This window comes from Acinetobacter sp. MYb10 (assembly GCF_002980175.2).
GTDB lineage: Bacteria > Pseudomonadota > Gammaproteobacteria > Pseudomonadales > Moraxellaceae > Acinetobacter > Acinetobacter guillouiae.
In genome coordinates, this window is the sequence record NZ_CP058272.1 from 3,270,820 (window position 1) to 3,284,969 (window position 14,150).

11 protein-coding genes are annotated in these 14,150 nt (G+C 40.2%); 2 read left to right on the forward strand and 9 right to left on the reverse strand.

What is annotated here, in order from left to right; translation table 11 throughout:
- Positions 1-1,494, reverse strand: a complete 1,494-nt coding sequence (locus CQZ96_RS15260; protein WP_004725463.1) for a UvrD-helicase domain-containing protein — start codon at positions 1,492-1,494, stop codon at positions 1-3.
- A gap of 261 nt (positions 1,495-1,755) precedes the next feature.
- Between CQZ96_RS15260 and CQZ96_RS15265 the strand changes: the two genes are divergently transcribed.
- Positions 1,756-3,753, forward strand: coding sequence for a PhoX family protein (locus CQZ96_RS15265; protein ID WP_105713841.1), 1,998 nt, complete (start codon positions 1,756-1,758; stop codon positions 3,751-3,753).
- 59 nt (positions 3,754-3,812) lie between these two features.
- Here CQZ96_RS15265 and hisIE read toward each other — a convergent pair whose 3' ends face one another.
- The 7 genes from hisIE to CQZ96_RS15300 all read right to left on the reverse strand — a co-directional run bounded on the left by hisIE (position 3,813) and on the right by CQZ96_RS15300 (position 11,846).
- The gene (hisIE, locus tag CQZ96_RS15270; RefSeq protein ID WP_105713842.1) at positions 3,813-4,598 is read right to left on the reverse strand and encodes a bifunctional phosphoribosyl-AMP cyclohydrolase/phosphoribosyl-ATP diphosphatase HisIE; all 786 of its coding nucleotides are present in this window, start codon (positions 4,596-4,598) and stop codon (positions 3,813-3,815) included.
- A gap of 166 nt (positions 4,599-4,764) precedes the next feature.
- Positions 4,765-6,054: an FAD-dependent oxidoreductase gene (locus CQZ96_RS15275; RefSeq protein ID WP_105713843.1), complete on the reverse strand. Its 1,290-nt coding sequence runs from the start codon at positions 6,052-6,054 to the stop codon at positions 4,765-4,767.
- Positions 6,055-6,501: 447 nt separating this feature from the next.
- The gene (locus CQZ96_RS15280; protein WP_034616390.1) at positions 6,502-7,584 is read right to left on the reverse strand and encodes a patatin-like phospholipase family protein; all 1,083 of its coding nucleotides are present in this window, start codon (positions 7,582-7,584) and stop codon (positions 6,502-6,504) included.
- 130 nt (positions 7,585-7,714) lie between these two features.
- Positions 7,715-9,334: an ABC1 kinase family protein gene (locus CQZ96_RS15285; protein ID WP_105713844.1), complete on the reverse strand. Its 1,620-nt coding sequence runs from the start codon at positions 9,332-9,334 to the stop codon at positions 7,715-7,717.
- Positions 9,335-9,337: 3 nt separating this feature from the next.
- Positions 9,338-10,009 carry a ubiquinone biosynthesis accessory factor UbiJ gene (locus CQZ96_RS15290; RefSeq protein ID WP_004725474.1) on the reverse strand — a complete coding sequence of 224 codons (672 nt, stop codon included), beginning with the start codon at positions 10,007-10,009 and terminating at the stop codon, positions 9,338-9,340.
- Between the two features lie 32 nt (positions 10,010-10,041).
- On the reverse strand, positions 10,042-10,986 hold the full coding sequence (gene ubiE, locus CQZ96_RS15295; RefSeq protein ID WP_004725476.1) for a bifunctional demethylmenaquinone methyltransferase/2-methoxy-6-polyprenyl-1,4-benzoquinol methylase UbiE: 945 nt from the start codon (positions 10,984-10,986) through the stop codon (positions 10,042-10,044).
- A gap of 152 nt (positions 10,987-11,138) precedes the next feature.
- Positions 11,139-11,846 (reverse strand): FFLEELY motif protein, encoded by a 708-nt coding sequence (locus tag CQZ96_RS15300; protein ID WP_004725477.1) that lies wholly within the window; start codon positions 11,844-11,846, stop codon positions 11,139-11,141.
- Between the two features lie 200 nt (positions 11,847-12,046).
- Between CQZ96_RS15300 and CQZ96_RS15305 the strand changes: the two genes are divergently transcribed.
- Complete coding sequence (locus CQZ96_RS15305; protein ID WP_004725481.1) at positions 12,047-13,465, forward strand: hypothetical protein; 1,419 nt, start codon at positions 12,047-12,049, stop codon at positions 13,463-13,465.
- A 116-nt stretch (positions 13,466-13,581) separates the two neighbouring features.
- Here the strand turns inward: CQZ96_RS15305 and CQZ96_RS15310 are convergent, their stop codons facing one another.
- Entirely contained in the window at positions 13,582-14,016 is a 435-nt protein-coding gene (locus tag CQZ96_RS15310; protein WP_004725483.1) for a MarR family winged helix-turn-helix transcriptional regulator, read from the reverse strand.
- Positions 14,017-14,150: the final 134 nt, after the last annotated feature.

Here is a 14,150-nt window from a genome sequence, read left to right on the forward strand (position 1 = left end):
TTATGCTGTTGCTTTATTTTTAAATGGCGCTTTTACTTTCAATTGTTGCACGAGATCATAGATGTGATGAATATTTAAGCTGACCTTTGCCCGTGTACAGGCGACATATAACAGTCTTAATTCTTCATCGCTGATTTTATGTTCTAAACCGTTTATTTTAAATTGGTAATCATCTTCGATATGCACACGATTCCATTCTAGCCCTTTGGCCTTATGTGCAGTTGAAATCACATAATCAGCTTGCTCTATTGGAGTTATTTTAGCAAGTGCTTTTTTGAGCGGTTCCGTACCGTGATCGTCAACCAATTTGACTAAGGGTTTGATATCACTACCATCGTTGGTTTCACAATATTCATGTACATCATGCCAAGAGTTAAACCAAGCCAGTTCAGGTACATCAACAACACGTTTGCCTTGTTTAAGTAAACTTGCTGCATCAACAAAACGATTGAGTTTTGCATGATCGGCTTGTAGTCCAACTTTATCGCCTTGCACGAGACCAGAAAGAAGCAACTCCATTGCACGTGCATTGGTGCGACATAAAATCGCATCACGCATTTTGGTATGTGGTTTATTGACCACGCTCGATTTCATTTCAGGGTTGCCCAATAAAGGCACAGTTTCATCCAATGCACCGAGCAAATGATTGGCAACATCTGCAATCGCATCACCAAAACGGAATGAAGTGGTTAAACGAGATTCAGGGAGTGGCATTTGTTGCATGGCATTGACCGCACCACGCCATGCATAAATTTGTTGATGTGCATCACCCACATAAATCACTTGGGTATTACGTTGGCGCAATAAAATACCAAGCATTAATGGATCTGCATCTTGTGCTTCATCAAAGAGTACATAATCTGCTGGAATAAATGGATCTGACAATGCCCAGAGTTTTAAATAAATATCATGGCCTATGCCTGCTTGATGATTGGTATCAATCGACTCTAACCAACGTCTTTCTACAGCAGGGTAAAGATGTTTTTGTAAAGACTCGATATCATCTGCATGCAGCCAACTTGGTGCTTGGATATGACGTGGTGCTGGATATTGTGAGCTGGTCGAGCAGAAATAGCTTACAGCATTGGCAACTAAACTCGCCAAACGGCTGGGCATTAGCACATATTTTTCATAACGCCCGCCCATTAAACGTCTAAGCGTAATCGGTTCGAGACGATACTCTTTGGCAATAAAGCTGGGACTTAAACGCGGCAGGCGTAATTTATCGGTTACTCCACGCGACACACTACGAAACGCCAAAGAGTGGAAGGTGCGGCAATCTACATTTTGATGAAATTTATTCTGTGCTTCTGTGGCAATTGCCTTATTAAAAGCCAAATACATCCCACGGCGCTCCGTCATCGCATCACTGATTAACTGCAAAGTCGTGGTTTTACCTGTGCCAGCATAGGCAATCACTTTAAATGATTGTCCTTTTTTCGCTTCTGCGATTGCAAAGCTTTGCTCAGATGTGGGTGTAAAAGAATAAGGCACAGTATTTATAAAATCTTATTAGCTTGAAAATTCAATATGGGACAGAGTATAGCAAAAATTGCTCAGCACTAGGGTGAAATCTAACAAGATGTTATTTAAACGACTATGCTAAGAATCTGCGGGGCGTATCCTGATCATTTTTATCATAATATGAGGTATTGGGGCTTTTGTCTTTAAAATGACTTAAAAGTGAAACTAGATTGTCATAACTGCTTTCTAAACTGAGCACGGGAAAATTCTAAAACATATTCGGATAAAGTTATGACAAATTCAGCCAGCCGACATACACGCCGTGAAGTGCTTACTTGGTTAGCCAGCATTCCATTTCTTCCACTTGGGGCAATGGCAACTTCAGCCACACTAGCAGGTTGTAACGATGATGATAAAAATACTGCAGTTAAACCGCCGATCAATCCAGCTAAATTAAAATCTGCAACATTTACGCCAATGGATGCACCAACATTGGCAAATGCAGCAGCAATGGCAACAACAACAGTTGCTTCTGGATTAGCTGTAACTTGGGATGACAATAGCAAGACTGACTACAAACTTGCCTATAAGACCTTCTTCCAAACAGGCGATATGATCAGTGATGGAAAAGGTGGGAAGATCTTGGCTGGTGGTTATTATGATATTAAAAACCAACCAATTATGGATAAATCTGTAGCTGGCAAAGAACGTCAATTCTTTTCAGATTGCCCAGATGGTACTTCTTTATTGACAGTGAAAGATGCCAAGGTTGATGGTGTAAAAGGCAATCCAGTATTTGCGGTGGTGCAATTTGAATATACCACTCGTGATTTAGCTGGCAATGATATGTATGGTAAATTGCCATCACCAATTGGGGTAATTTCACTGGATCAAGATCCAAAAACAGGTCATTTAACTTTAGTTAAATATCATAATGTCGATATGTCTAAAGCACATGGTTTATGGATTACGTGTGGTGCAAGTTTATCGCCTTGGGGTACACACCTTTCAAGTGAAGAATACGAGCCAGATGCATTTGGTCAGGGCTTAGGCACTGATATGGCAACAATGAAAGCCTATAGTAAAAACGTCTATGGTGATGAAACCTCTGCGAAACCGTACAACTATGGACATTTGCCTGAAATTACAGTGAACAAAGATGGTACAGGTACTGCAAAAAAACATTATTGTTTAGGTCGTATCTCACATGAACTGATCCAAGTTATGCCAGATAATCGTACTGCGTTAATGGGTGATGACTATACCAATGGTGGTTTGTTTATGTTTGTTGCAGATAAAGAAAAAGACTTATCTGCGGGAACATTGTATGTTGCGAAGTATTTGAATGAGTTGAATGAAACCTCAACGGCACAAATTCAATGGATTAAATTGGGTCATGCAACTAGCCAAGAAATTGAAGATTTGGTGAATGTTAGAAATATTCAACCAACAGAGATCATGGAAAGCTTGGACAAAGATCCACAAGATGCAAGCTATACTAAAATCATTCTACAAAAGAAAACCATTTGGGTGAAAGTTAAGCCCGGGATGGAAAAAGCAGCGGCATTCTTAGAAACCCATCGTTATGCAGCTTTGATGGGCGGTAGTATGGCATTTACAAAAATGGAAGGCACAACAGTCAATGCCAAAGACAAAGTTGCTTATTCTGCTTTAGCCAATATTCAAGATTCAATGATCAAAGGCAATGCGGCTTGGGTCGATACGCATAACGTGTCATTCGCTAAGAAAATTTCAGCAGGTGGAATTGTTGCACATGATCTAGCAGGTTCTAAGAGTGATAAATCAGGTAGTCCAATCGTCAGTGAGTGGGTACCTTATCAATCGCATATGCTGTTAATCGGTAAGGATATTGATGCGGCTACTGATCCACTAGGTATTGGTAATACTTCTGATCCAAACACGATTGCAAGTGCAGATAACTTAAAGTTCTCTGAAACATTCCGTACCTTATTCATTGGTGAAGACAGTGGTAACCATGTGAATAACTACTTATGGGCGTATAACGTAGACACCAAGAAATTAGATCGTATTCTTTCTTGCCCAGCAGGTGCTGAATCTACAGGTTTACATGCAGTCGATTCAATCAATGGTTGGACTTATATTATGAGTAACTTCCAGCATCCAGGGGATTGGGGTTCTTTACATAGTAAGGTTCAAGCAACTTTAGATCCTTTGATTCGTGCGAATTATAAAGACCGTTTTGCAGCAGCAGTGGGTTATTTAACAGCAGACCCGATTGCCCCTTCGGTTGAGAAAAAATCTTCTTAATTTCGATTTTTGAATAAAAAAGGCAGCGAAATTTCGCTGCCTTTTTTATAAATCCCAAATTAATGATCTCGATTGGCTTTTTCAACTAAGCCAGAAAGCCCTTGACGGCGTGCAAGCTCGTTGAGTACCAATTGCACATCCAACTCAAAATAGCCAAGCATCACAATGGTATGGAACCATAGATCTGCAACTTCATAGATCAGATCATTTTTATGATCTTCACACGCTTCAGATTTAAAATCTTTTGCGGCAATGATGGTTTCAATACTTTCTTCACCAATTTTCTCTAAGATTTTATTTAAACCTTTGTGGTAAAGCTTTGCCACATAAGAAGAATCTGGATCAGCTGCTTTACGTTCAGCCATCATTTTGCCTAAATAACCCAATACTTCGACCTGTTCAGCCTGCGCATTGGATGTATTCATGGCAATGCTATGCGGATTCGATGAAGGTTTTTCACCGTATATTGCATTTGGATCTTTTAATTGTGCATCGACAATTTCCCAACCAGTTGCAGTGAGCTTGCGATAGAAGCAAGACTCTCGACCTGTATGGCAGGCGATTCCACCATGCTGTTCGATTTGTAAGACGATGACATCTGCATCACAGTCTAAACGGATTTCGTAAACCGTTTGAAAATGGCCAGACTCTTCGCCTTTAAACCATAATTTATTTCGTGAACGAGAAAAATAAACGCCCTGCATTTTTTCAGCAGTCAGTTGTAATGCTTCACGGTTCATCCATGCCACCATCAAAATACGTCCAGTTTGATGATGTTGTGCAATAGCAGGAATAAGTCCTTGTTCGTTAAATTTTACTTCATCGAGCCATTGCAGATTGTTCATAGGATTTCACCAAGTTATAAAAAGAAAGAGCGCTACGTTGACATGGCAGCGGTTGTATAGTGTACGTTATTTCCAGCATTTTAGGAAAATATTGATTATGGATTGAGTCGAGATTAAAACGCTTGTTCACACTTTAAAATTACAGAATGGGTAACTTGAGTGCACATTATTTTTCTCTTACCAAAGACGATCGAGCAATATCTTCATACTTCATTTGACTAAACATACCCGATTTTAATCCCGACACAGTGATTGCCATTTCTTTACGAAAATAAGGGATACGGTACATCCATGAGAAGCTTAGATCTCGTAAACCGCCTGCCCACCAAAGATCAGACTGGTATAGGGGCGTCAGTAAACGGCTTAAAAATTGATAGAATGCAGATGAGCTTTTGCGATGTTGGTGATAGCACTGCCATAGCTTTGCATAATCGATCGTTTGATTGTTTCGGGCAACTTGAACTGCTTGTCCCAAAGCCCATGCATCTAAAAGCGCCATATTTGCACCTTGCCCCAGCTGCGGGCTCATGGCATGTGCAGCATCTCCAATGATACCGATACGTCCTTGACCAAATTTAGACAGCACTACATCGCGATAATGGGCAGAAAGCCATTGTTGTTTTTCTTCAGGATTGGCGATCACTTGCTCTAACCATTCAGCAGCGGGCTTCCAGCGTTTGGATAGCGCTTTTAACCAATCTGTACGGGCTTGTTGATGAGGTAAAAAATTTCCAAGCTGGTCGGTTGGAAGACTCCAGAAGATACTGGAAAGTCGTTGCTTGGGCTGAGTGGGAATTGCGCCTGTAGGTAAGATTCCCATCATGATCTTGGAGCGATCATAAAATTGGTGCAAAATTTGAGTATCGAGCTGCAAACATTCAGGCACAATGGTCCATTTCGCGCCCCAAGGGTAGGCTTGATCGATTTTAACCCATTCGATCGGTCTTAATTGGCTTCGTGCACCATTGGCAACAATAACGCTATCAAAGACTTCATCAAAAGCTTCACCATTGACCTGACCGAAAACTCGGATTTCATCTGCTGATTCTTTAAGTTTTTCAATATCGGCATTCATGTGCCAAGTAATCAGCTCAGGAAATTCATGGCATTTATTTTGTAAAACATGACATAAGCTTGCTCGATGGATACCTAAACCATAAAAATCGGGATGGGCTTGGGCATAATGACTATCTACCAGTTTAAAACCATTGGCAAGTTGTCCCTCTAAGCCTGTGACCATTGCACCGAGTTTAACCGCATCATCAAGCACACCTAAGTGCTCAAAAACTGCAAGTCCAGACGGTTGAAGCAATAAGCCAGCACCAACAGGTTCAAGCCCAGATACTTTCTCAAAAATAGTAACCTGAATATTTTGTTGTGCGAGTAAAATTGCAGTAGCAAGCCCTGCTGTTCCTGCACCGACGATGGCAAATTTTGGCGTTTTAGTTTGATTCATTATTAAAGTAAGTGCTTTGAATGATTTAAATTTAACAAAAAGCAGGGAATTAACAAGCAGAAATTTGAATCAAGCTCTTTATTTACTAGGGTTGTGGTTAAAATTATCTCAGCCTACGTTATGAAACTCGAAAATAGTCTCGCTATTCTCTTCGTTTCCTGCTTTACGACGTATACGTCTCATGCTCAATTTTAACCTACAACGCAAACCATTTATGAAATGTCAACAGACCCTAATGGATCTTAGCCAAAAATCAACACCTATAGACCAGGCCAGACATGGGTTAAATTCAATGCAAAATACATGATTTAAAGCTTGAGCCATGACTGACTGGCTCATGTCTCAGGCTTATATCTCAAGTCATTGAGAATGCTGTTGTGATGTATTTAAGCTGTTGGAAATTATATTTATTCACCGCTTGATGAGGTGGTCAATGGGGGGTAATAATTATAAATCTAACATCACTTCAGCAAAATTTTGTTTCTCCAGCATTTCTAAAAACTCATCACCTAGTCGCTGACTTTCTGCCACAGACTGCTTCCACAATTGTTTTCGCTTCTGATCATCCAGACCTTTCATCACAAAATCTTTACGATCCGGTAAACGTCCTAAAGGCAAAGATTTTAAATAGTCTTGAGAAGGCGAGATCAGTAAAGTCCGTGCTTGGTTTGCAGGATTGGCGGTGCGAGATTTAAACATTTTGTCAAACCAGCCTGGGATGATGCTGTCGGCAAAATGTGGATATAAAACAATCCCTTTACTCTCAAAAGGTAAATCGATGTGATAGTCGATCAAACCACCATCTCGATACGCGCCTTGTGGCGCATCGGCAATATTTTTTACCGCAGGTGTAACTGCAGGAATCGAACCTGAGGCCATCAACCAATCCGCAACATTGTGCTGATTAAAATTTAAATAATGAGTTTTAAAAGCGTCATCCTGAATTTTAAATTGTGGGAACTGTGCAGGCTGACAGATGACCCGTTGCATAAATTTATTCAGATGGTTTCTTGAAATTGCATTACTGCCGATAATGCCGAGTAAGGAACTATACAGGGCAAGCTTTTGATCACTTTGAAATAAATGTTCTGCTTTGGCTGCGATAATCGTAAGGTGATATTCGGGATGTTCGACCAATTTTTGGCTGTGTTGGTCTAAAATGCTGTACAGCATCTCGCGAGATATTTTCTCAATCTCTGCAATGGTCATCTTTTTATGAAAGGGCAAGTTGATATATAACTCTGCCAAACGCTCAGGACCGAGTTGTTCACCTTGCGCTAAAATTCCAGCAAAGCGCCATGCACCAACAGATGAGCCAATTAAAAAACGTCGTTGTTTGGCACGTTGTAGAAAATCACCGAAAATCGCCTGATCCAAGCCCATTAAACCAATGCCTTTAGGGCCACCAGCTGCGCCGGGAATCATATCGACTTGATGTGCAGATAAGCCTTCTTGTTGTATGTGTTGTTTGGCGAGTGAGCCTGCACGCAAGGTGATTGCTGCAGGGCGTTTTTGTAGAATTTGGGTCATAATTTCACTCACTCAAACGAATATTTTTTATTTTAGAGTGCGTGATAGATTGAACAATGGCGAGAGCTGTCACTCGGTGACTTAGCAGTCATAGACAAAAAAGCCTATTCATTGAATAGGCTGAATTGCATTATTTGGCAATCCGCCAAACTGCTAAAACAGTGGTCAAGACAATCAAGACAATTGAAATATACCACGGTGCAATGATTGCAATAGAAAGCAAAATAGCCATGATGCTACCGAAAATCCAGCTACGTTTTTGTTGTTGTTCCACCTCTAAACGCATCATTTGCAACTCATGCAGTTGTTTAGCATGCCATGCAGATTGATTTTTTAAACCATTTAAGCTGTCAACCATCAAGGTTGGGAAATCCTGTGCGCCTAAAAGTAAATCAGGAATTTTCTGTCCTAACTCTTTTAAGTTTTTCTGAGGATTCATTTGTGCTTTTACCCATTCGGTGAGAATCGGTTTTGCCAGTTTCCAAATGTCGAGTTCAGGATATAAATCGGTACCTAAACCTTCCACATGTACCAACGTTTTGAGTAATAACATCAATTGTGGTGGAATTTCTAAATGGAAACGACGCGCAATGTCCATGACTTGAATCAAGATACCCGCAAAGTCCAATTCATGCATCGGTTTAGACACCATTGGTCCAACAGTGCGGCGCATTTCACGGGATAGCGCATCTTGATCGGTACCCGGTGGAATCCAGCCCGCCTGATGCACAATTTGAATCAGTTGTAAGAAGTCGCTGTTCATGACCGCAAGCAACATACGTGCAACGGTCATTTGATCTTGTTTAGATAGCTCACCCATAATTGCACAGTCAAGGGCAATATAACGAGGGTGGCTTGGATTTAATGTTTCAACAAATACGTTGCCGGGATGCATGTCGGCATGGAAGAAATTGTCACGAAATACTTGCGTAAAGAAAATCGTTAAACCCTTTTCAGCAAGATCTTTACGATCCATTCCGAGCTTTTCAAAGGTTTCAATATCCGAAATGGGAACGCCAGTGATCCGCTCAGCAACCATAACATCTTTGCTGTCCATATAGACTTCAGGCACATACATCATGCTTGAACCCGTGAAGTAATGACGCATACGACGGGTATTATCTGCTTCTAGTGTAAGATCCAGTTCATTTAAGATCACTTGACGATAATTCTGGATGATTTCAGACAAATGCACTGCACGAGCTGCTTCAAGCCGTTTTTCTAAGCTTGCTCCAAGCCATTGCAGAATCTCAAAATCCTGTAGAATCTGACTGCGAATATCTGGACGAGTGACTTTCACCACCACTTCACGACCATCATGGAGCGCAGCAGTATGGACTTGTGCAATAGATGCAGCAGCCAAAGGTTGCTCATCAAAACGGGCAAAAATTGTAGAAATATTGGCTTTCAGTGATTGCTCAATACGCGCTTTTGCAATATTGACCTCGAAGGGTTTAACCCGATCTTGTAATAAAACCAATTGTTGTAAAATTTCAGGTGGAATTAAATCACGACGCGTAGAAAGTAATTGCCCTAGCTTAATTGCTAAAGGCCCCATTTCTTCTAATGCTTCTTTAAGCTTGAGCGGGTTTTTACGTTCTTTGCTTGACCATGCCGCAGGGTGTAAGCGAATTAAAGCTAAAGCATGCCGAGCTTTTTCAGGTAATTCTTCCGCAGGGACCAGTGTGTCGAGTCTATAGTGCGCGGCGATGCGCCAAAGTTCGAATAAACGGGCAATATGCGGAATCATATATTAAATTACCTGATCTTGATTTTGAGTAAAGTGAGATTGAAGTTGCTGAATTTTTGCTTCAAGTCGGTCAATATTTTGGTTCAGTTGACGGGTATCTTGTTGCAGATCATCCATTTGCCAACGCGGAGCCAATACCCCCGTATCTTCTTTTAAAAAGTCTTCTACAAAAAATAAATGACTTTGCAGTGAGCGTTTGAGATGCTTTGGCGCCAGTTGGATTTTGCCAATTTCATGCGCGAGTGCAGGACCAATCCACGGGCTAAGCTGGGCTGCCAAATCAGGCTCAAGCTGTTGGATAATATTTTGAATATCCTGTAACAGGTGATAATCACCTTGTAGGGGAATATTGCCAATATCATCCGCAACAAATAATTTAGCCAATTCAACAACATTCTTTACATGTAATGTTGCTGTCGCTTCTGCAATCGCAACATTTTTGTCAAAAGGACGTTGTTCAAAAATTGAAGGTGTTTCGCTTTTACCAGTCACAGTCGGTTCAAGACGGATTTTATTTTGATCAAAGTAAACATCGACAGAAAGCTGAGGCGTATCCATCACGACACGTAACAGTTTGCCTTGTAACTGATTAAATTGGATGCGGGTAATTGCATCCAAATTAATAAACTGATTGATTAATCGTTCAACTGCACCGAGTGCCAGAATTGACCACATAATTCAACCTTGCTTGTTATATCTTGGGGAAATTACAGTTTAAAGCCACGGTGTACCGCCACAATACCACCGGTTAAATTGTGGTAATCACAGTTTTGGAAACCAGCATTTTCCATCATACCTTTTAAGGTACGTTGGTCTGGATGCATACGAATAGATTCGGCCAAATACTTATAACTTTCTGCATCATTGGCAACAACTTTGCCCATAAATGGTAAAGCCGTGAAAGAATAGAAGTCATATAGCTTTGAAAATGGTTCAAATACTGGTTTTGAGAACTCAAGTATCAATAAACGACCACCTGGCTTTAATACACGATACATCGCTTGGAGTGCAGCATCTTTATCGGTCACGTTACGTAGACCAAAGCTGATAGTGAGCAAGTCAAAACTATTGTCTGCAAAGGGCTCTAAGGTTTCAGCATTGGCCAATACAAAATCAACATTGGTACAGCCAGCATCAATCAAACGATCACGACCAACATTCAACATGGACTCGTTAATATCGGATAAAACCACATGACCTGTTGGACCAACTTCACGGCTGAAAACTTTGGCTAAGTCACCTGTACCGCCTGCAATATCAAGCACGTGCTGACCACGACGTACACCTGACATATTAATCGCAAAGCGTTTCCAGAGGCGGTGAATACCAAATGACATTAAATCATTCATAATGTCGTATTTGCTTGCGACAGAATGGAAGACTTCAGCGACTTTTTGCGCTTTTTCTTCACTATTAACAGTTTTGTAGCCGAAATGCGTGGTTGCACCGACATTACCAGTATTGGCACCACGGGGTAGGTTGTATTTTGGCACAGTCCCAGAAACTGGCGTATCTACCAGTTGTTGCTGCAAGGACTGTTGTTGACCTTGTGGAGTACCTTGCGGTAATGGTTCTGTTAGAAATGGACTCACTTTGTCTGTATTCGTTGCCGTTTCAGCAGGGGCTGTAGGCTTTTGGTTTTCATTCGACATTTGAGTCACTCCTGAACACAAAAATGGGAAATTTTATATTGCTCTGCATAATGACAGATTCTGCATAATTTTGCAGTCCTCATCATGAAATTGTTATGAATAATATACAAAAACCGATCTTAGAGATCGGTTTGATACAGCCAAAAATTAAATTAATCCTGAAATGGATTGGGATCTCCAGCATGCACTTTTTCGACAATATCACGTTCTTTTAGGGTAAATGCATGGATAAAATCAGCTGCAGATTTCATCGGTTTCATCGCAATAAAACCTTCGCCAATAAAGTCATACATCAATTCAAATTTATATTTGATTGCAGTGCCTTTACACATTTTAAATGCAGTATGCATAATGAATGAACGCATGTATTTGTCTAGTGCACCACCCAAATCATCCAATAAACCCAGCTGTTGTTGACGGGCTTCTGCTTGATCTAATTTCAGCAAGGTCAGTCGCATCATTTCATCATCAATCACTTGATCAACAGGGTAATCCTTGAGTAATTGTGCCGCGACTTGTTCATCGAGTTGCATAGCAAGTACCGCCAATCCAACAGATTTTAAACCGGTCTTAATGGCATTTTCAGGGAGAATTTTTTCTGCTTTATGTGCATATTTTAATAAACGTTCAATCTGTATCGCCAAATCATCAAATTCAGGTCCACCATATAAGCGGTTGATAAAATATTTTGCCATCAATTGATTTTCTTTTTGATTGAATAGCGCATGATGAGTCTTTTCAATACGCATTTTTAACCAGTCTTGTGCTTCATGCAGGCGTTTTTCTAGAATTGGGTCAGTGTGATAACTCAATTGTTGATATTGTTCTAAAAGCTGATCAAGTGCAGCAAGTTTTGACATACAAAAACTCTAGATTTCGTTTAGTAACAGCATAAAGGCAGTTGGCACGTATCACTATGACAAAAGTTAAAAAACAATAGAGAAATATGGTCAGTGGCTTTTTAAATAGCCAATATCAAAGATTTTATACAGAAAAATAATATAACTCTATTTTAGGGAATGGGTATACTCAGTTGAAGTTTCAGACCATAGAGAAGCAGATGATTGAAGAACAATTAGCGTTTGCATTACGTGATGAAGAAGAGTTATCCGTTGATCTGATTGAGGCACAATATGCCTTAAAGAATTCTAAAGATAAAAATAATGCCAAAAGCTTGGTTATTTTAGTCAGTGGTATCGAGCTTGCGGGGAAAGGGGAAGCGGTTAAACAATTACGTGAATGGGTTGATCCTCGCTACTTACGGGTTAAAGCAGATCCAGCCAGTTTATTTAGTAGTAAACAAAGTTTTTGGCAGCCTTATGCACGGCACATTCCATCAGAAGGGCAAATTCAGTTGTTTTTTGGCAATTGGTACAGTGACTTATTGTCAACAGCGATGCATGTTTCTAAACCCTTAGATGAAACCTTGTTCGATACCTATATTGAAAATATGCGTGCTTATGAACAAGACCTAAAAAATAATCATGTCGATGTGATTAAAATCTGGTTTGATCTACCATGGAAAAGCTTACAAAAGCGTTTAGATTCAATGGATGCGTCTGAACAGCGTTGGCATAAGTTAATGGGTTTGGATTGGCGGAATAAAAAACAATACGACATTGTGCAAAAATTACGTCAACGTTTTACTGATGATTGGTATGTGATTGATTGCGAAGATTGTGTTGCACGAGATCAACAATTTGCTCAGTATATTTTGCAAGCGTTAAAGCAGTTGCCTCGACATAAAACAGCGGTGAGAACCAAGTGGAAACAGGCAACTGTACCTGAGTCGTTATTGCAACCCGCGACAGAAGAACTGGATAAAGACCAATACAAAGCTGAATTAAAGAAATTAACCAAAAAAGTGTCGGAAGCGCTACGCAATGATTCACGCAATGTCATTATTACCTTTGAAGGCATGGATGCAGCTGGTAAAGGTGGGGCAATCAAGCGGATTGTGAAAAATCTTGATCCACGTGAATACGAGATTTATACCATTGCTGCACCAGAACAGTATGAATTGCGTCGACCCTATTTATGGCGGTTTTGGACCAAGATTCAACCCGAGGAAAAGATCAGTATTTTTGATCGTACTTGGTATGGTCGAGTATTGGTTGAACGTATTGAAGGCTTTGCCAAGCCCGCGGAATGGCAACGTGCCTATGATGAAATTAATCGCTTTGAAAAAGATTTAACCGATAATCAAACCGTGTTGGTTAAATTTTGGTTGGCAATCAGCAAAGATGAACAAGAAGCACGTTTTAAAGCACGTGAACAAACACCGCATAAACGCTTTAAAATTACCCCTGATGACTGGCGAAATCGTGGACACTGGGACGATTATTTAAATGCTGCTGCGGATATGTTTGAACGAACTGATACCGAGTATGCGCCGTGGCATGTGGTTGCGACCAATGATAAGTACACAGCACGTATTCAAATCCTTAAAACGATTTTAAAGCAGTTAAAAGCGGATTGATTGTTTGCTAGTAACAGCTAAGTTGAGGTTATAAACAGTATCGCACTAAAGAATAGATGCTCTTATTCTACGCTTTAGTGTGATACCTATCATAATGATCAATGGGGCAAAAGATCCTAATCTAATGGATGCCCCAGAATTTTTTTAAGTAAAAATTTTAAAGCAATTTTTTCGGCGGGATTTAATGCGGCTAGGGTTAAATCACTAATACTTGCCGCAATTGGAATCGCTTGCGAAAGCTCTTGGATGCCCGATGGTGTAATATGAATCAGCACCTTGCGTTTGTCATGTTGATCAGGATCTTGTGAAATAAAAAGCTTGTCTTTTAATCGCTGGATAATGCCACGAATGGTTGCTTGGTCGATACCGGTTTCCTCAACCAGTTCTTTTTGTGAACATTCTTTTAATTTATTAATGGCATAAAGTACAGCGAACTGAACCGAAGTGAGGCGAGTTTCATCCAAACTTTGTTGAAAAATCGTTAAATGATGAAAGTAAGTCCGTCTAAGTAAATATCCCACTTGTTCTTCAATTACATATTCATCATTCATGTTTGACTTCTTTATCATGTGAGGAAAATTAGACCCGAAGATTTAAAATATTGAAGATTTTTAAAAACTTTAATAGGGCTAGTATAAAGGGATTGCATAAAAATAACGACCATAATGCTACTTGGTCGTTATGC